We start from the raw sequence: 17,912 nt of genomic DNA on the forward strand, positions 1-17,912 counted from the left end.
AAAAAACGTCATTTTGATCCTCCCTCGGTACATGTGAAATTGATGCCGAATGCTAGTCTGCGCGCTTCACCAAGTCAATCGCTTCGAAAAGCGATTGGGGTTGATGATACCGTTGGACGCGCGGACTGATCGCCGATCAAGCCAGCGCGAACATATCCTTGTAGGCGTCTCTCAGGACATTTTTCTGCACCTTGCCCATTGTGTTGCGAGGCAATTCATCAAGGACGATGAGTTTTCTCGGATGCTTGAACCGGGCAAGATGGGCCTTCACAGCATCCTGGATTGTATCAAGATCCGGTGCCGCTTCCTTTTCCGGCACCAGAACGCCAAGGACAGTTTCACCGAAATCCGGATGCGGAACGCCGATTACGGCACTTTCCAGAACGCCCGGCTGGTCATCGAGCACAAGCTCGATCTCCTTGGGATAAATGTTATAGCCGCCGGAGATGATGAGATCCTTGTTGCGCCCGACAATGTGGACGTAGCCGTCTTCGTCTATTCGGCCCAGATCCCCGGTAATGAAGAACCCGTCTGCACGCAGCTCTGCAGCGGTTTTTTCCGGCATTTGCCAATACCCCTTGAAGACATTGGGGCCGCGCACTTCGATCTGGCCGATATCACCTTGAGGCAATGTTGCCCCGCTTTCCGGGTCCGTGATTTTGAGTTCGACACCCGGCAAGGGAAAGCCGACTGTTCCGGCACGCCGTTCGCCGTCATAGGGATTGGACGTGTTCATGTTGGTTTCGGTCATGCCGTAACGTTCGAGGATCCGGTGACCTGTGCGTTCTTCGAACTGAACATGCGTTTCCGCCAGGAGCGGTGCAGATCCGGAAACGAAAAGACGCATGTGCGAAGCTAGTTCTTCCGTGAACCTCGGATCATGGAGAAGGCGCGAATAGAATGTCGGGACACCCATCATCGACGTAGCTTGAGGCATATGCTCAATGAGTTCGTCCAGATCGAACTTCGGCAAAAAGATCATGCTTCCACCGGCGGCCAGCGTCACATTGGTCGCAACAAAAAGCCCGTGGGTGTGGAAGATGGGCAGCGCGTGCAGGAGAACGTCCTGTTCGGTAAAACGCCATTCATTCACAAGGGTTTCGGCATTCGACAACAGGTTGTTTTGCGTCAGCATGGCGCCCTTGGAACGGCCCGTGGTGCCGGACGTATAAAGAAACGCGGCAAGGTCTTCACCGGTCCTGTCCACGGTCGAAAAAACCGTTGGCATACCGGCCGCCTTTTCGCTCAAGGAGCCGCCACCGTCAGCATTTTGTGTTTCAAGCTTTGCGCCCAGATGCTCTGCTACCGGAGCAAGCTCTTCGACGCTTCTGGCGTCGCAGACCACAAGCGAAGCACCGCTGTTTTCGATGAAATAGGTCAGTTCATCGACCGTATAGGCCGTGTTGAGCGGCAAGAACACGAGACCTGCCTGTGCACAGGCTGCATAGAGAGCGAGGGTCTCGGGAGACTTCTCCACCTGGGCGGCCACGCGGTCACCCGCCACCAGCCCGAAAGAGCTCAGGGCATTTGCGATCCGTGCCGTTTTCGCCAGGAAGTCCTGAAACGTGACTATCTGACCATCTAAAAGACGGAGAAATGGCAATGTTTTGCCAGCATGAACGCCGAAAAGCTTGTCGAAAAGCGGGTTAGGCATCTGTGTTACCTTTTCTTATCTGATCGAGCGCAGCGGGCCTGGCAAGTGATTTGACCGCGTCTGTGGCCACCACTTCCTGTGTCGTTGCAAAATTTTCGTGGTTCTGGGCGACTTTTGTAAGGTCGTAAAGGTAATTCACCATCGCTCCACCGGATTGTTCGCGCCCCTTGTCCGATACATCGGCGTTCGCGTGGACTGCATGGACAATTGCGCCGTTACCGAGATGAAACCGGGCAACCGGGTCGAACGGCTGGCCGCCAAGTGATTTAGCGGTCAGGAGATAGTGCGCAGCTACCGCTTTCATCTCCTCCGGTGTGGCGGGGCCCCAATCAATACCTTCCAGGTCAAGCCATTTCGCCAGTCCCGGAATTGGCGACAGGGTTGCGAAAGTCTTCAGCCGGGCAAGTTCTGCGGACAGATCCGAGGCGACCTGCTTTATCAGTGAATTTCCAAAGGAGATGCTCGCCAATCCCGCCTGACAATTGGAGATCGAATAGAATATAGCTGTATCCGCGTCTTCAGCCGCATGCGCATCGCGGTCTTCGGCCAGGAGCGTTTGGATGGAACTTGCGATACCTTTCATCAAGGCGACCTCGACAAAGATCAACGGTTCATCCGGCATGGATGGATGAAAGAACGCAAAACAGCGCCTGTCCGCCGGTTCCAGGCGCCGTCGAAGATCGTCCCAGCTGTGAATGGCATGGACGGCTTCATAGGCGATGATTTTTTCAAGGATATGAGCCGGGCTTTCCCAGTTGATCGGCCTTAGAACCAGAAATCCCCTGTTGAACCAGGACGAAAATAGGTGTCGCAAGTCGAGATCGAGTGCATCAAGTTCCGGGTCGGCATTGCCGAGCCGCAAAAGGTCCGCCCTCATGTTGACCAGGGTTCCGGTTGCGCCCGGCACCTTGTTCAAACGCCGGAAAAGCTCCTGCCTGCGTGGTTCTGCGGCAATCATGAAATCCCGGTATGTTGCCTTGGAAGGGCGTCCCTCATAGGCGTCCAGAGCACTTCTTACCTTCTCCGGGTTGATATTGAGCCGGCCGGCAATGTTGCGGAAGAAGGTGAGCTTTTCCTCATCGTCCAGGTTTTCGTAACCCGACAGGATATCCTGTGCGAGTGCGAGCCCTGTGGTTTCGCCCGCAGAGCCGACCAGATCGCTCGCCAGTTCCTCAAGCGGCCTGTCGTTTCGCAGATGACGGGCCGGTTGCCGGTAACGGCGCTCGAAGACGGTGGCAAGCAGGTCGGCGAGCAGGGTCATACGGCTCGGCCCATGACAACGTCTGGAAGCCAGGTCGCCAGCTCTGGAAAGATGCAAAGTAGAATGATCGCAAGCACCATGCATCCAACGAATGGCAAGGATCCAGTCAGGATCGTTTTCAGGGAGATGTCCGGGGCTATACCGTTGATGACATAAAGGTTCAGCCCGACTGGTGGAGATATCAGCCCGATTTCCATATTGATCGTCAAAACGACGGCAAACCAGATGGGGTCGAAACCGGCTGTCGTGATGATCGGAAGCAGGATTGGCGCTGCCATCAGGATCACGGCGACCGGCGGCAGGAAGAAGCCGGCGATCAGCAGGAAGATGTTGACGGCACCCATCAGGACCCAGCGATTGACATCGAGCGTACCGATCCATTCCGCGATCGATTGCGTGATGAAAAGGGAGCTGAGCATGTAGGAGAAAACACCGGCAGCAGCGATGATGAAGAGGATCATCACCGATTCCTTGGTGCTGTCGCGCAGGACCACCCAAAGTGCCTGCGGTTGCCAGAGCTTGTAAATGATCATCGCGATCAGGAGGCAAAGGAGCGCCCCGACCGCTGCCGTTTCCGACGGTGTCGCAACACCGCCATACATGGCATAGAGCACACCCAGGATAATGGCGATGAAGGGCAGAACGCGCGGCAGGATTTCAAGCCGCTCCCCCCAGCTGTAGCTGCCTGAACTCAATCGTCCGCCTTCGCCCGAACGCCAGGTCGAGTAAAGCGACCAGGCCATGAACAGGCCCACCAAGAGCAAGCCTGGTATGACACCAGCGAGAAACAGACGGCCGATCGACGTTTCTGTCGCGATGCCATAGACGATCATCGTGACGGAGGGCGGGATCAGAATGCCGAGCGTGCCGCCTGCGGCGATGGACCCGGCAGCGACGCCGTCCGGGTAGCCGCGCTTGCGCATTTCCGGAATGCCCATCTTGCCGATGGCGGCGCATGTCGCCGGCGACGAGCCGGACATGGCCGCGAAGAGGGCACATGCACCGAGGTTCGAGACGACCAGTCCGCCCGGAACCCGGGTCAACCACCTTTCAAGCGCCTCGTAGAGATCAGCACCTGCGCGTGTCGATGCGATCGATGCGCCCATGATGATGAACATGGGGATCGACAGAAGCGCGAAATTATCGAGCTTGCCGAACAGGATTTCAGGCATGAGCTCCAACGAGCGGGGGCCGTCGAAGATGATCAGGAAACCAGCGGAAACGATCAGCAGCCCGATGGCGACCGAGACACCGGAGAAGAGCACCAGGATCGTGGCGATGGCGACGATTGCACCGAGAAGAAGAGGATCCATCGCCGTTACTCCAGTCCAAACGGTTTGTCGGTTCCGGTCAGAACGGCCACAAGGTCAGCGATCAGCTGAAGCAGGAGCAGGCCGAAGCCGATCGGGATGGAGAGGTAAGGGATCCACAGCCGGACGCCCCAGACCGTGTCGGAGCGCCAGCCCCGGTCCCAGGCGAAATGCCAGTATTCAAAGCCGTACCACAGCATGATCGAAACGATGACGATCGACAGCAAGGATGTGAGCATGGCAAGTGCGAACCGGGCCCGGGGGCCGAGCGAAAGCGGAATGAGATCCACATTCACATGCCCGCGCAAGCGCTGAACATAGGGCAGTCCAATCAGGGTCGCCGCGATCACGAGGTAGATCACCGCCTCGGTCTGCCAGACTGTGGACCCGTTGAGGACGAAGCGCACAAAGATCATCTGGCAGGTGATTGCGACGGCCGCAACGATCATGGCCGACGCACACCAGCCTGCCAGGGTTGAGAGAGCTGCGACGGCACGCAGGAAAGGATTGTTTCCCGTGCGTGCGACAACAGCGGAGCTTTGGCCGGCCATTACCGACTCCCTCAAGGTCCGGGATTGAAAGAAAAAGCATGGCGGCCATTGGCCGCCAGCTGGTGCGTTATTCTACTGCAAGAGCCTTGTCGAGCAGGTCCTGTCCGTCCGGCACTTCCTCAACGAACTTCTGGTAAGACGTCTCCATTGCCAGTTTACGCCAGGCGTCGAAATCTTCCGGGCTCATTTCCGCAATTTCAACGCCGGCCTCTTCAAAGACCTGGACGGATGCCGCATCCTGTTTCTTTGCTTCTGCGAGGTAGAATGCTTCGGCCTTTTCGGCGCCCGCAAGAAGAGCCTTCTGTTGCGCCTCATTCAGGCCTTCGAAGGTCGATTTGTTCATCAGGAGTGGCTGATACATGAACCAGAGGGCAACTTCGCCCGCAGGTGTATAGCATTTGACCTGTTCGTAGATGCGGTAGGACACGAACGACGAAGACGACGTGTTTGCGGCCTGCAGAACGCCGGTCTGCATCGCATTGTAGATCTCCGAAGAGGCCATGGAGGCGATTGACGCACCTGCTCCGGCAAGCATCTGTTCGAAGGATTTGCCTGCGGCGCGGGTCTGCAGACCTTTGACGTCATCGGGGCTGGTGATGCACTTGTCGGTTCCTGCAAATCCTCCGGCCAGATAGCCGTGGACCAGAACCATGACGTCATCGTCAGCCATTTTTGCCTCAAGGGCATCCATGAACGGTGAGTCGCTGAGACGGGCCGCATGGTCGTGGTTTTTTACGAGCCCAGGCATTAGCGTGAGGTTATAGGCTGGCTGCTGACCTCCGGCGTAGCTCAACGGAAACACAGTCATGTCGAGCTGGCCGCGGCTGAGGGGCTTGTACTGCTCGCGCGGCTTGAACAGGGATTTCGAGCCAAAGATCTTTATCTCAAGATCAACATCTGCGGCAGCGACCTCATCCGCCACGATCTGCGCCACCTGGTGGCGGACGTCCTTGTTGGACCATTGGTGCGACAAACGCAGTTCTGTCGCCTGAACCAGCGTTGCCGAGCTCATGATGGCAAGGGCTGCCACCGCGCCTTTCATAATTGATTTCATAATTTCCTCCCGAAGTGTCCAGTAGGCATCTGCCTGATTGGACGCCTCCAGCTTACGGGCGTTCTGTATTTTTAGTCAATAATCTTGTATACAAAAAACTCAAGTTTGCGTTTTATGTGCGATCGAACTACAAGAAAGCTATGGAACAACGACGCGCCGACAACATTGCTGAAACGCTGGAAGAGCATATCTTTAGCGGTGTTTTTCAGGACGGCGACCGTCTTGACGAAGTACGCCTTGCCGAGAAGTTCGGCGTCTCCCGCACACCGTTGCGCGAGGCATTCCAGCGCTTGGCGCTATCAGGTCTGGTCGAACTCGTTCCGCGCCGGGGAGCATTCGTACGTCAACCGGGGCCAATCGAGCTGATGGAAATGTTCGAGGTCATGGCGGAGTTGGAAGCCGTATGCGGCCGTTTGGCTGCACGCAGGATTTCCGATGCTGCAATTGAAGAGCTTCGGGACGCGAATGCCCGTTGCCAGATGGCTGTCGAAGAGAAGGATACCGATGGTTATTACATCGAAAACGAGCGTTTTCACAAAACGATCTACCGCCAATCCGGCAACAGCTTTCTGGAGCAGGAAGCGGCAAAACTGCACAAGCGCCTGAAACCTTTTCGGCGTCAACAGCTGAAATTCAGAGGCCGCATGGCCCAGTCAATGGCTGAGCACGAAGCAATTGTCGACGCGCTGGCGCGCGGGGAGCCGGAGCAAGCGGCCAATGCGTTGCGCAATCATGTCGCCGTGCAGGGTGAAAAATTCCACAATCTGATGGCCAGCCTCAAACGCGAAGCTGTTTGATTTGTGAGACGGTACTGAGCCGACTACGTGGTTTTTCCGATTGACCTTCCAGTGACTGGAAGCCTTATCTGGAAAAGAACTAAACCGCGAAAGAAAAGCAAAGTCATGCAGGAAACCGCCGTCGCCCCGGATGAAGTGAACCAGGCAGACACTGCGACCGACCCCGTATGCGGGATGTCGGTGAAGCTTGGAAAGGGCAAGCCGGCCCTGCGTTACAAGGGCCGCGAATATCATTTCTGCAATCCGAAATGCCACGACAGGTTCGAGACCGACCCTTACTTTTATCTTTCCGGGAACAGCGAGAAAAAGAAACGGCTGGAAGCGGAGCAGTCAGGCTCTGCTGCGCTGTTCACATGTCCGATGGACCCCGAGATCGTTCAGGAAGGTCCCGGCACTTGCCCTATTTGCGGTATGGCCCTGGAGCCGATGAGTGGTGTTTCCGACGAACCCAATCATGAACTGATCGACTTTACCCGGCGGCTATGGGTAAGCGTTCTTGCGGCCATTCCTTTGCTCATTCTGACGATGGGCCCGATGGTTGGTGTGCCGATACGCGACTGGATTGGTGAAGGTCTTGCGATCTATCTGGAGGCAATTCTGGCAACGCCTGTGGTCCTGTGGGCAGCTCTCCCGTTTTTCCAGCGGGGCTGGACCTCACTCGTCACCCGCCACTTCAACATGTGGACCCTGATCATGATCGGGGTGGGCGCGGCCTACCTTTATTCCATGACGGCGGCTTTCATGCCGTTTCTGTTTCCAGATACGCTGAAGGGGACAAGCGGGCATCTGCCGGTATATTTTGAAGCTGCCGTTGTGATTGTCGCGCTGGTCTTCGTCGGTCAGGTGCTCGAGTTGAACGCACGGGAACGAACGGGAGATGCCATTCGCGCCCTGCTTGATCTTGCCCCGAAAACGGCCCGGCGCATTGTGGACGACGACGAGGAATATGACGCCCCTCTCGAAAACATCCTTTCAGGCGACAGGTTGCGCGTGCGCCCAGGCGACTCGGTTCCGGTGGATGGCATCGTCCTGGACGGGGTGTCATCGATTGATGAAAGTCTTGTAACCGGTGAACCGCTTCCAGTCGCAAAGGGAGTGGGAGACCATGTGACCGGTGGTACGCTCAACAAGACCGGAACTTTCGTGATGGAAGCGCAGCACGTCGGTGCGGATACGATGCTTGCGAAAATCGTCGACATGGTCGCGTCAGCGCAGCGCTCACGCGCACCGATCCAGGGTCTCGCGGACCGCGTTGCCAGTTACTTCGTTCCCACAGTTGTTGCCATCGCGGTATTGGCATTTTGTGTCTGGCTCATTTTAGGTCCCAGTCCTTCTCTGGTGCATGCCGTCATCGCGGCAGTCTCTGTCTTGATCATCGCATGTCCCTGTGCGCTCGGATTGGCGACACCAATGTCGATCATGACTGCAACAGGCCGGGGCGCACAGGCAGGCGTTCTCGTAAAGGAGGCTGAAAGTCTTGAGCGTCTTGCCCAAGTTGATACGATCGTTGTCGACAAGACCGGTACGCTGACAGAGGGTCGGCCGGTTCTCAGCGATATACTGCCGGCTTCCGGCGTGACGGAAGATCAGGTTCTGGAGCTTGCAGGGGCGCTTGAAAAGGGCTCGGAACATCCGCTTGCCGAAGCCATCTTGAGTGCTGCAAATGCGCGGCAACTCGTTTTACCGCAGACAGAAGAGTTCCAGTCCATAACAGGCAAAGGGGTTACCGCTAAGATCGGCGGAAGCCGCGTTTTCCTAGGGAACAGCCAGTTTGCGAATGAAGCGGGGGCAGACATTGCTGAAATGTCCGAGCGTGCCGAAGAATTGTCCGCACTTGGCAAGACCGCGATGTATCTCGTCCAGGAATTTGGCGGGCAGGTCTTTGTGCAGGGCGTCATAGCTGTCGCGGATCCGGTGAAGAAAAATGCCAAGGCAGCGATTGATGCTCTGCACCGCGATGGCGTCAAGATTGTTATGGCAACAGGCGATGCAAAACCCACCGCAGACGCAGTCGCAGCGGCGCTCGCAATTGATGACGTCTGGGCCGGCGTATTGCCCGAAGGCAAGCAGAAGCTGGTGGAAGATCTCAAGTCGAAGGGGCACGTTGTGGCGATGGCGGGTGACGGCGTCAATGATGCGCCCGCACTTGCAGCTGCGGATGTTGGCCTGGCCATGGGGACCGGTGCCGATGTCGCCGTCGAAAGCGCCGGGCTGACGCTGCTGAAAGGCGATCTTGAGGGCATATTGCGCGCCCGCACCCTGGCCCGCGAGACCGTGCGTAACATCCGGCAAAATCTGTTTTTCGCGTTCGCCTACAATTCCGTTGGTGTCCCGATCGCAGCAGGCGTGCTTTATCCCGTCTTCGGGGTATTGTTGTCTCCGATGCTCGCGGCGGCGGCGATGAGCCTTTCTTCTGTCTCCGTTATCGGCAACGCGCTGCGTTTGCGCAGTTTGAAACTGTGAGTCAGCAAACATGAACATAGGCACAGCTTCCGAATTGAGCCGTCTGCCCGCCAAGACGATCCGCTATTATGAGGAAATCGGTCTTGTCGAACCGACCCGCAGCGGTAACGGTTATCGGGATTTTTCTGAAACGGATGTTCAGAGGCTGACCTTTCTGCAACGGGCAAGAAACCTGGGATTTTCGATTGACGAGTGCCGTGACCTGCTGTCGCTTTACGAGGATCGAAATCGTGCGAGCGCTGACGTCAAGGCTCTTACCCGCGCAAAGATCCTGGAAGTCGAGCGCAAGATCGAAGAACTGATGTCCCTCAAGCGGGTCCTGGAAAAACTGTCTGCCGCCTGCCATGGTGACAACCGTCCGGACTGTCCGATTATTGATGACCTTGCGGGGGAAATCGGCCCCTGGAACACGTCGGGAGAGGACGGGTAAGGGTGATGAACAGAAGCCTTGTTTGCGTTGTGTTCACGATGTCGGCCGGCCTTTGGAGCCTGGCCGTTGCCTGGGCCCATAGCGGTGCCATGGGTGTCGTGAAGGAGCGCATGGATGCCATGACCGAAATCAGCAGGAACGTGAAAACGGTCGGCCGGATGCTGAAAGAAGAAATCCCTTACGATGGAGAGGCCGTCGCAAAGGCGGGCACGGTTGTTGCCGATCATGCAGGAGAGGCGATGACACGATTATTTCCGGAAGGCAGCCTGCAATCTCCAACAGAGGCAAGCCCGGCGATCTGGAAACAATGGAATGATTTTTCGCAATTGGCGGAACGTTTGAGAGTGTCCGCACTCAAGCTAGGCGACGGCGCCAGGTCTGGTGCCGACCGGAAAACAATCATGTCCAGCTTTGCCGAAATGGCGGGAACCTGCAAATCCTGTCACGAGGTTTTCCGCGTCGAGAAATAAGTCTGCGCGCATTTTCGCTCACCATGGTCAACGTTTCGCTGCAGCAATCTGCTTGCCACAACCGGCAGCATGTTTTACCTGACGGTCAAACATGGCGCGTTATAAAGCACTGCCAGCCAAGCAACAGGAGACGACGCAGCATGACCATCCGGTACCACAAGGGTGATCTTCCTGATCTGAAAACATACGAAACCGCAAGCGCGGTCGCGGTTGATTCAGAAACCCTTGGCCTTAATCCGCACCGGGATCGCCTTTGCGTCGTGCAGTTGTCGCCCGGAGATGGAACTGCGGATGTCGTTCAGATCGCGCGTGGTCAAACCGAAGCGCCGAACCTGGCGCGCCTGTTCACCGATGTGTCCAAACCCAAGATTTTTCATTTCGCGCGGTTTGATGTCGCCGTATTGCGGCACTATCTAGGCATCGAAGTCGAACCTGTCTGGTGCACCAAGATCGCTTCCAAGCTTGTGCGCACCTATACGGACCGGCACGGCTTGAAGGACATCACACGTGAGCTCCTGGGCGTTGAGTTGTCGAAGCAGCAGCAGAGTTCTGACTGGGCGGCCGAAAAGCTATCTGATGCCCAATTGGCCTATGCGGCATCGGATGTCCTGCATCTGCATGCCTTGAAAGAAAAACTGGAGTTCATGCTCGCTCGGGAAGAAAGGTCGCATATCGCGAAAGCCTGTTTCGCTTTTTTGCCGACCCGCGCAGAACTCGACCTGAAGGGCTGGGAAGAAAACGACATTTTCGCGCATTCCTGATCGGCGGACCGAAGGACGGTTACCGCATCCAGGGTGTCGTGATTGGAGACAGTGTTGAGCGTCATCAGCGATCAAATAGGGCAGACCGCCCCCAGGCATCAGTTCAGCCGTGCGCAGCGGGCCGCGCGCCGTCACAGCGTTCTGGTGCGTGTCCTGCGCTGGGTGTTCCCGGGCGTTGGCCTCTTGATACTTGCCGTGATGATCGGACTGGTCGTTCTGTTCAATCTGTTAAGCGGCTTTGGCGCGGCAAACATGATGCTGACCAGCGAGGGATTGGTGATGGACCATCCTGAGCTCTCCGGGCATGACGGGGAGCGGTCTTACAAGGTAACGGCGCGCAGGGCGATCCAAAGACTAAGCGATCCAAGGATAATCGATCTGGAAACCATCCGTGCCGACATCGTTCTGAGCGCGGACGAGAGTGCGGAAATCGTCGCCCTGAAGGGTATTTACAATAACGCAGCGGAAACTTTACGCCTCTATGAAGGGATTCAGATCGAGTGGAGCGAGGGCTACACGGTTGACATGTCTGTAGTCGAAGTCGATTTGAAGGATGGCGCTATGAGCACATCGGAGCCCGTTTCCATCCGCTCCGATCAGGGCCGTATTCAATCCGGCAAACTCTCATATGATAAGGAAAAGGGTCTCGTCCGGTTTTCGGATGGCATCAGAATGACCATTAATCCGGCATCGGAAGGACAGTAGCAGATGACTATTTTGAAGCGCTTCGCGATTGCCGCATCGGCAGCTCTTTTCGCCGCCGCCGCGCAAGCGCAGACATTTACCGACTCCTTTGCTGGTTTCGGGTCGGATGATGGTGAGCCGATCGAGATTGAAGCGAGCGAATTGAGAGTGGAAGACAACAACAACACGGCGACCTTCGTCGGCGACGTTGTCGTCATCCAGGGCGAGACCAGCCTCAAAACCGAGCGTCTGAAGGTCTTCTATGCCGGCTCCGGTGCCTCGGCCGGCGAAGGTGCAGTCCAGCAGCGGATATCCCGCCTCGAGGCCGAGGGCGGTGTCTTTGTGACGTCGAAGGACCAGACCGCCAAGGGCGATGCCGCAAGCTTCGACATGACCAAGGAAATCATGGTTATGACGGGCCGTGAGGTCGTGTTGAGCCAGGGCCCGAACGTGGTCGTCGGCAACAAGCTGACCGTTAACCTGAAAACCGGACAGGCAAACTTGACGGCTGCAAAGGCGAACCTGTCCAACTCCGAAGGCGGCGGCGGACGGGTCAAGGTACGGATCCTGCCGAACAGCGTCGAAGAAAACTGAACCCGTTAGGGGATGCCGACATCGCATCGGCAGACCGTAAAGATGATGCGCAGGCTAGTGTTGATTGGATTTTTGATAGGTGAAAAGAACGTCTTCGGATTTCAACGGATTGCACGGACATATGCCGGAACCTGATTTGTCTGAAGACGATCTGTCACAGGCGCTGGTGGTGGAAGGGATTGGAAAGACCTATGGCCGCCGTCAAGTGGTCAAGTATGTCAGTCTGTCGGTCAAACCGGGCGAAGCGGTTGGATTGTTGGGTCCAAACGGTGCCGGCAAAACCACAACCTTTTACATGATCACGGGCCTCATCCGGCCGGATCAGGGACAGATCCTTCTGGAAGGTTTCAACATCACACGGATGCCGATGTACCGCCGGGCACGTCTCGGTATTGGATATCTGCCGCAGGAAGCGTCGATTTTTCGTGGCCTGACCGTCGAAGAGAACATTCGTGCGGTTCTTGAAGTGATCGAGCCCAGCCGTCAAAAACGCCGCGAGGAACTCGATTCGCTTCTGGCGGAATTCGGTCTGACTCACCTGCGCAAATCACCGAGTATTGCCTTGTCCGGCGGTGAAAGACGGCGTGTCGAGATTGCGCGTGCTCTTGCCAGCCGCCCGTCCTTCATGCTGCTTGACGAGCCCTTTGCCGGGATTGACCCGATTGCGGTAGGCGATATCCAGCAGCTGGTCCGCCACCTGACGCAGCGGGGCATTGGTGTCCTGATCACGGACCACAATGTCCGTGAGACTCTCGGACTGATCGACAGGGCCTATATCATTGCAGCCGGGGAGGTTTTGACCGAAGGACTGCCACAGGAGATCGTTACGAACCCGGATGTGCGCAGGCTTTATCTTGGTGAGCAATTTACGCTTTGATGACGAGTGTCGAGCTAGGGTATAGTTCGGTTCTGCAATAAATAAGCAAAAAGCAGACCACACGAAGCTGATAGGCGCCTGGGAACTCGATGGCCATTTCAACCAAGTTGGAAATGCGGCAAAGCCAGTCACTGGTAATGACGCCGCAACTGATGCAGGCAATCAAGCTGCTGCAGATGTCCAACCTCGATCTGGTTTCCTATGTCGAGGCAGAGCTTGAGCGCAATCCGCTGCTCGAAAAAGGCGACAGCGAGGCTGCGGAGGCAGGCAACGGCGAAGCCTCAGGGGCATCGGAACCATCACCGGAGCCGTCCGACGCAGGAGCTTCATCGGGTGATGAGCCGAATTCCGGCGACTGGATGCAAAACGATCTCGAAACGGGATCGGAAGCCATCGCATCGCGCATGGACACCGACCTTGGGAATGTTTTCCCGGACGAGCCGGGAGTCCCGGCATCACCGGATCCCGCACTTTTGAAATCGGGAGACAGCTACAAGAACGCCTCGAGCGGCGCTGCCTCTGAAGACTATAATCTCGAAGCCTTTGTCGCCGAAGAAGCGTCGCTTGGAACATCGCTCGAAGAGCAGATGCACCTGGCGCTAAGCGACGAGGCCGACCGGTTGATCGCCGGTCACCTGATCAACTCGCTCGATGAGAACGGTTACCTCTACCAGGAGCTTGAAGATACAGCGGAACAGCTTGGTGTCGACGTCGATCGGGTCGAGGCGGTCCTCACAACCCTGCAATCCTTTGAGCCTGCAGGCGTTTTTGCGCGAAATCTGGCAGAGTGTCTGAAGCTTCAGCTGATCGACAAAAACCGGTTCGACCCGGCGATGGAAGCGCTTATCGACAATATCGAGCTGCTTGCGAAGCGTGAACTTGCCGCGCTCAAGAAAATCTGCGGTGTCGATGACGAGGACCTTGTCGAAATGATTGCCGAGATCCGGGCGCTCGACCCGAAGCCGGGCAGCGTTTTCGGGTCGTCGCTCGTACAACCGGTGGTCCCGGACGTCTTCGTCCGCCCGGCCAACGATGGAACCTGGGCGGTCGAACTCAACTCCGACACGCTGCCCAAAGTGCTGGTGAACCAGACTTACTTTGCCAAGGTCATCAAGACCGCGCGCAACGAGACCGAGAAGGAATATCTCACCGAATCCCTTCAGACCGCGAACTGGCTTGCAAAGAGCCTGGACCAGCGCGCCAAGACAATCCTCAAGGTATCCACTGAAATTGTGCGCCAGCAGGACGGCTTCCTGACATACGGAATCGCGCATCTCAGACCGCTCAACCTGAAGACGATCGCAGAAGCGATCGGAATGCATGAATCGACTGTCAGCCGCGTCACATCAAACAAGTTCATGTCGACACCGCGCGGGATCTTCGAACTCAAGTATTTCTTCTCGTCTGCCATCTCCGGAACCGCTGACGGGGACTCCCATTCAGCAGAAGCTGTAAGGCATCGCATCAAGCAAATGATCGACGCAGAAGACCCCAAGGCCATCCTGTCCGATGACACGATCGTCAAAATTCTCAAGGACGACGGGATCGATATTGCACGCAGGACTGTGGCAAAGTACCGAGAGGCGATGAAAATCGGATCTTCGGTTCAGCGCAGGCGCGAAAAGAACTCGAAGCTCTAGCTGGCCCGCCCTCATTTGCCGCTTCGCGTCGACCGTTCCGGACGCCACACATAATGGCTGCAATTTCCAACGGATTTCCGGATTTTTTCTCGAACACATTGTCGGGATCGCACCATTCTCACGGAGGGTGGGACGACCTATTTATTTAGAATTGACACTTTGCGTTAGCGCAATTATAGCACCGCCCTCATGACGTAATGAGGGGATGGCGCTTGAGCGCTGACTGGTCCATTCTGTGGACTTGAGACGTTTCGCGTCTCGACATCGGCGCAAGCTGATGATTTATCGGCCAAGAGAAAAAGAAGAGGTCCCCATGGCTTTGCGGATTTCGGGTAAAAATGTGGATGTGGGCGATGCACTGCGCGAGCACATCACAGACCGGATCGAAGATGCCCTGTCGAAGTATTTCACGGGCGGATTCACTGGCCACGTTACGCTCAGCAGGGAGGGAACAGGCTTCAAGTCTGAATGCAGCCTGCACCTCGACACGGGAATCGTGTTACAGGTGTCTGCACAGGATCAGGATCCGCGCAACAGTTTCGACTCCGCGGCGGACAAGATCGAAAAAAGGTTGCGGCGGTACAAGCGCAAGCTGAAGGACCATCATAGCCACAACGGCAACGGCCGTGAGGCATTTGAAGCAGCTTCATACGTGCTGGCCTCGCCGGAGGACGACGAGGAAGTTCCAGCGGATTTCAATCCGCTTGTCATTGCGGAAACATCCGCCAAGGTGAAAACCATGACAGTCGGAATGGCTGTAATGGAGCTGGATCTGACCGAAGCGCCGGTTGTTATGTTCAAAAATGCGGCAAATGGCGGTGTAAACGTTGTCTACCGCAGGCCGGATGGCAATATAGGGTGGATAGACCCAGCGTTGGTGGCTGGAGAAGCTGCCGAATAGATGATGCGGAAGGAGCCGGCTTCCACGCTGGGGCCGGCTTCCGAAACTTGTAGGCTTACTAATGGATCTTAGCGATCTTCTGGGTAAAGACTCGGTAATTGCCGGCCTGAAGGCCAAAAGCAAGAAACAGGCAATTCAGGAACTGTCCGCGCATGCTGCGGGACTGACCGGTCTTTCGGAACGCGAAATTTTCGACACGCTGCTTCAGCGCGAGCGTCTGGGCTCCACAGGAGTCGGCCACGGGATTGCGATCCCGCACGGCAAACTGACGCGACTGGACCGTCTGGTTGGCCTGTTTGCCAAGCTTGAAAGACCGGTTGATTTTGATGCGCTGGATGATCAGCCCGTCGACCTGGTGTTTCTGCTGCTGGCACCTGAAGGGGCTGGTGCGGACCATTTGAAAGCACTGGCCCGGATCGCGCGTCAGCTTCGGGATGCGACTGTAACGCAGGGGCTTCGCGGCTCCGCCGATGCCGAAGAAATATATGATTTTCTGATTCAGCCTCTGGCGTCTTCAAACGCAGCTTGAACCCTGTCTGGCAGGGGATGAAAAAAAGACCGGCTCTCGCCGGTCTTTTCTTTTAGGCTTCTGCAGGTTTCGGGTCGCCCTGAACCAGGCCCGGTTCTGCATCTACCGGTGCCGTGTGCCTTGCAAGCGCCGGCAGGTGCAGATCTGACAGCTCTGCCGGCGGGTTTGTTTCTTCAGGGATACGCCAGAGCGTCGAACGGATCCCGAGTTTTCCGAGAAATTTTGTAGAAGTGGACACCGCAATCCCGATTGCGAGCAGCGGACCGATCGCGACCGGTATGATCGGCCACACAAGTTCAATTGGCTGCGAAGACATCCAGACAAGGCCCGCGAGCCCGAAAAGTGTCTGTGGCCAGAGCTTGGCGGTTGCGAGCGGTATCGGGAGCCGCGCGACACCACGTGCCTGCGCACCCCAGCCAATGGTTTTGCCAACCGCGAGCCCACCCATGAACAGTGTATGGGCGACCGCCATGATAGGCGCCATCATGGCTGAATAGACGATTTCCGAACCGAAACTGAGCAGCACCCTGATGGGACCTCCGAAAGCCGTCCTGAGGTCGCGGCGGACCAGAACGTCTGCAACAGTTGCGATCTTTGGCGCAAAGACCATTCCGAGGACGGTGAAGAAAATCACGACACCGGTATCTGCACGATACGGTGCATAGTCGGTGGTCATGCCGAGAACAGCTGCCCCGATCATGAAACCGATCCAGGCGGGCGACCCCAGGAACATCAGGATCGCCAGGAACAATTGCGCGCGGCTGACAGGCTTCAGACCCTTCATGCCGATCAGGCGGCGGTATTGAAGGTTCCCCTGGCACCAGCGCAGGTCCCTGCGAATGAATTCCAGGAGGTGAGGTGGATTGTCCTCGTAGCTGCCGGTTTCCAGCGGCAGGACGCGGCACTCGTAGCCTGCACGGCGCATGAGGACAGCCTCAACCTGGTCATGCGACAGGATCGTGCCCGCAAGCGGACCCTTCCCGGGCAGTTCCGGCAGCCGGCAATGCTCCTTGAACGGCTTCAACCGCAGAAGGGCGTTGTGCCCCCAATAGGGACCGCAATCTCCCTGCCACCAGGCACTGCCGATTGTGTAGGAGCGCATCCCAAGACGCATTCCGAACTGGAACACCCGCGCAAAGGCGCTGTCTGTGGGAAGCCCGACCACGAGGCTCTGCAGGATGCCCAGCTTCGGATTTGCTTCCATGCGGCGCACAAGCGTGGCAATCGCATCAGCGGACATGTAGCTGTCGGCATCCAAGACCAGCGCGAAATCGTGTTCATCGCCCCAGCGGTCGCAGAAATCTTCGATGTTGCCGGCCTTGAAGCCCGTATTCAGAGAGCGGCGCCGATAGATGACGTCCATCTGCCCTTGAAAGCGTTCCGACATGCGGGCGCTCATTTCCTGCTCTTGTAGCGCGATCGAGTCGAGTGACGTATCGCTGAGCACGTAGAGCTTGAAATGTGGCGCATATCCTGACCGGATGAGATTGGTCACCATCGCGCTCAGATTTGTTTCCAGGCTTTCCACATCCTCGTCACGCACGCAGGACAATAGCGCCGTGGAGCTCGTGAGCGGTGCCTCCGGATCACCGGTGTTTATCGGGCAGACCGCCGTTACAGGATCGCGGGACAGTCTCATGACCAGCAAACCGATAATGGCGTTCCAGAATCCGATGATTGTCCACGGCAGCGTCACCATGAAACAGACCAGAATGAACAGATCGAGTGGCAGCAGACCGCCCGGAGACAATGTGACCGCCATCAGCGCCGTTAGCCCGATGAAGCTTATCGCCAGCAGACATGCAAAGATCGTCCGCCTGACGGTCATGCGCCTCGGTGATATGTCTGAATGGGAGGTGTCAGAGACTCGAAACATTTTTTTGACTTCCAATTCGGGCAATCGTGACGATAGTGCGCATGTCAAAATGTCCTAATC

17 protein-coding genes are annotated in these 17,912 nt (G+C 56.8%); 11 read left to right on the forward strand and 6 right to left on the reverse strand.

Annotated features, from left to right (window positions below; all coding sequences use genetic code 11):
• Nucleotides 1-136 precede the first annotated feature (136 nt).
• The 5 genes from ABVF61_RS14420 to dctP all read right to left on the reverse strand — a co-directional run bounded on the left by ABVF61_RS14420 (nt 137) and on the right by dctP (nt 5,830).
• Nucleotides 137-1,654: a malonate--CoA ligase gene (locus ABVF61_RS14420; protein ID WP_353994241.1), complete on the reverse strand. Its 1,518-nt coding sequence runs from the start codon at nt 1,652-1,654 to the stop codon at nt 137-139.
• The gene (locus ABVF61_RS14425; RefSeq protein ID WP_353994242.1) at nt 1,647-2,915 is read right to left on the reverse strand and encodes a malonyl-CoA decarboxylase; all 1,269 of its coding nucleotides are present in this window, start codon (nt 2,913-2,915) and stop codon (nt 1,647-1,649) included. Before ABVF61_RS14425 ends, ABVF61_RS14420 begins: the two co-directional genes overlap by 8 nt.
• Entirely contained in the window at nt 2,912-4,228 is a 1,317-nt protein-coding gene (locus tag ABVF61_RS14430; protein WP_353994243.1) for a TRAP transporter large permease, read from the reverse strand. The genes ABVF61_RS14425 and ABVF61_RS14430 overlap by 4 nt, the downstream gene beginning before the upstream one ends.
• A gap of 5 nt (nt 4,229-4,233) precedes the next feature.
• A complete protein-coding gene (locus tag ABVF61_RS14435) occupies nt 4,234-4,776 on the reverse strand; it encodes a TRAP transporter small permease (RefSeq protein ID WP_353994244.1) in 543 nt (180 codons plus the stop codon).
• 67 nt (nt 4,777-4,843) lie between these two features.
• Nucleotides 4,844-5,830 carry a TRAP transporter substrate-binding protein DctP gene (gene dctP, locus ABVF61_RS14440; RefSeq protein WP_353994245.1) on the reverse strand — a complete coding sequence of 329 codons (987 nt, stop codon included), beginning with the start codon at nt 5,828-5,830 and terminating at the stop codon, nt 4,844-4,846.
• 140 nt (nt 5,831-5,970) lie between these two features.
• Here dctP and ABVF61_RS14445 point away from each other — a divergent pair, with 140 nt between their 5' ends.
• The 11 genes from ABVF61_RS14445 (at nt 5,971) to ptsN (ending at nt 15,976) form a co-directional block, all read left to right on the forward strand.
• Nucleotides 5,971-6,627 (forward strand): GntR family transcriptional regulator, encoded by a 657-nt coding sequence (locus ABVF61_RS14445; protein WP_353994246.1) that lies wholly within the window; start codon nt 5,971-5,973, stop codon nt 6,625-6,627.
• Between the two features lie 105 nt (nt 6,628-6,732).
• Nucleotides 6,733-9,090, forward strand: coding sequence for a heavy metal translocating P-type ATPase (locus ABVF61_RS14450; protein ID WP_353994247.1), 2,358 nt, complete (start codon nt 6,733-6,735; stop codon nt 9,088-9,090).
• A gap of 10 nt (nt 9,091-9,100) precedes the next feature.
• On the forward strand, nt 9,101-9,520 hold the full coding sequence (gene cueR, locus ABVF61_RS14455) for a Cu(I)-responsive transcriptional regulator (protein ID WP_353994248.1): 420 nt from the start codon (nt 9,101-9,103) through the stop codon (nt 9,518-9,520).
• Between the two features lie 5 nt (nt 9,521-9,525).
• Nucleotides 9,526-9,990, forward strand: coding sequence for a c-type cytochrome (locus ABVF61_RS14460; protein ID WP_353994249.1), 465 nt, complete (start codon nt 9,526-9,528; stop codon nt 9,988-9,990).
• Between the two features lie 140 nt (nt 9,991-10,130).
• Nucleotides 10,131-10,751 (forward strand): ribonuclease D, encoded by a 621-nt coding sequence (locus ABVF61_RS14465; protein WP_353994250.1) that lies wholly within the window; start codon nt 10,131-10,133, stop codon nt 10,749-10,751.
• Between the two features lie 54 nt (nt 10,752-10,805).
• Complete coding sequence (lptC, locus tag ABVF61_RS14470; RefSeq protein WP_353994251.1) at nt 10,806-11,456, forward strand: LPS export ABC transporter periplasmic protein LptC; 651 nt, start codon at nt 10,806-10,808, stop codon at nt 11,454-11,456.
• Between the two features lie 3 nt (nt 11,457-11,459).
• Entirely contained in the window at nt 11,460-12,029 is a 570-nt protein-coding gene (locus ABVF61_RS14475; RefSeq protein WP_353994252.1) for an LptA/OstA family protein, read from the forward strand.
• Nucleotides 12,030-12,150: 121 nt separating this feature from the next.
• Nucleotides 12,151-12,906: an LPS export ABC transporter ATP-binding protein gene (gene lptB, locus ABVF61_RS14480; RefSeq protein ID WP_299475701.1), complete on the forward strand. Its 756-nt coding sequence runs from the start codon at nt 12,151-12,153 to the stop codon at nt 12,904-12,906.
• 89 nt (nt 12,907-12,995) lie between these two features.
• Nucleotides 12,996-14,546, forward strand: a complete 1,551-nt coding sequence (rpoN, locus tag ABVF61_RS14485) for an RNA polymerase factor sigma-54 (protein ID WP_353994253.1) — start codon at nt 12,996-12,998, stop codon at nt 14,544-14,546.
• A gap of 313 nt (nt 14,547-14,859) precedes the next feature.
• Nucleotides 14,860-15,447, forward strand: coding sequence for a ribosome hibernation-promoting factor, HPF/YfiA family (hpf, locus tag ABVF61_RS14490; RefSeq protein ID WP_353994254.1), 588 nt, complete (start codon nt 14,860-14,862; stop codon nt 15,445-15,447).
• 61 nt (nt 15,448-15,508) lie between these two features.
• Complete coding sequence (ptsN, locus tag ABVF61_RS14495; protein WP_353994255.1) at nt 15,509-15,976, forward strand: PTS IIA-like nitrogen regulatory protein PtsN; 468 nt, start codon at nt 15,509-15,511, stop codon at nt 15,974-15,976.
• Between the two features lie 52 nt (nt 15,977-16,028).
• On the opposite strand, the gene mdoH is transcribed toward ptsN, so the two are convergent.
• Nucleotides 16,029-17,852, reverse strand: a complete 1,824-nt coding sequence (gene mdoH / locus ABVF61_RS14500; RefSeq protein WP_353994256.1) for a glucans biosynthesis glucosyltransferase MdoH — start codon at nt 17,850-17,852, stop codon at nt 16,029-16,031.
• Nucleotides 17,853-17,912: the final 60 nt, after the last annotated feature.

The organism is Roseibium sp. HPY-6, from assembly GCF_040530035.1.
In the GTDB taxonomy this organism is placed as follows: Bacteria; Pseudomonadota; Alphaproteobacteria; order Rhizobiales; family Stappiaceae; genus Roseibium.

Bases quoted from the DNA above. Each gene is read 5' to 3' on its own strand.
- dctP (WP_353994245.1), bottom strand. From the start codon at position 5,830: ATGAAATCAATTATGAAAGGCGCGGTGGCAGCCCTTGCCATCATGAGC.
- ptsN (WP_353994255.1), top strand. From the start codon at position 15,509: ATGGATCTTAGCGATCTTCTGGGTAAAGACTCGGTAATTGCCGGCCTG.
- rpoN (WP_353994253.1), top strand. From the start codon at position 12,996: ATGGCCATTTCAACCAAGTTGGAAATGCGGCAAAGCCAGTCACTGGTA.
- hpf (WP_353994254.1), top strand. From the start codon at position 14,860: ATGGCTTTGCGGATTTCGGGTAAAAATGTGGATGTGGGCGATGCACTG.
- ABVF61_RS14450 (WP_353994247.1), top strand. From the start codon at position 6,733: ATGCAGGAAACCGCCGTCGCCCCGGATGAAGTGAACCAGGCAGACACT.
- ABVF61_RS14465 (WP_353994250.1), top strand. From the start codon at position 10,131: ATGACCATCCGGTACCACAAGGGTGATCTTCCTGATCTGAAAACATAC.
- ABVF61_RS14425 (WP_353994242.1), bottom strand. From the start codon at position 2,915: ATGACCCTGCTCGCCGACCTGCTTGCCACCGTCTTCGAGCGCCGTTAC.
- ABVF61_RS14475 (WP_353994252.1), top strand. From the start codon at position 11,460: ATGACTATTTTGAAGCGCTTCGCGATTGCCGCATCGGCAGCTCTTTTC.
- mdoH (WP_353994256.1), bottom strand. From the start codon at position 17,852: ATGTTTCGAGTCTCTGACACCTCCCATTCAGACATATCACCGAGGCGC.
- ABVF61_RS14430 (WP_353994243.1), bottom strand. From the start codon at position 4,228: ATGGATCCTCTTCTTCTCGGTGCAATCGTCGCCATCGCCACGATCCTG.
- ABVF61_RS14420 (WP_353994241.1), bottom strand. From the start codon at position 1,654: ATGCCTAACCCGCTTTTCGACAAGCTTTTCGGCGTTCATGCTGGCAAA.
- cueR (WP_353994248.1), top strand. From the start codon at position 9,101: ATGAACATAGGCACAGCTTCCGAATTGAGCCGTCTGCCCGCCAAGACG.
- ABVF61_RS14435 (WP_353994244.1), bottom strand. From the start codon at position 4,776: ATGGCCGGCCAAAGCTCCGCTGTTGTCGCACGCACGGGAAACAATCCT.
- ABVF61_RS14445 (WP_353994246.1), top strand. From the start codon at position 5,971: ATGGAACAACGACGCGCCGACAACATTGCTGAAACGCTGGAAGAGCAT.
- lptB (WP_299475701.1), top strand. From the start codon at position 12,151: ATGCCGGAACCTGATTTGTCTGAAGACGATCTGTCACAGGCGCTGGTG.
- ABVF61_RS14460 (WP_353994249.1), top strand. From the start codon at position 9,526: ATGAACAGAAGCCTTGTTTGCGTTGTGTTCACGATGTCGGCCGGCCTT.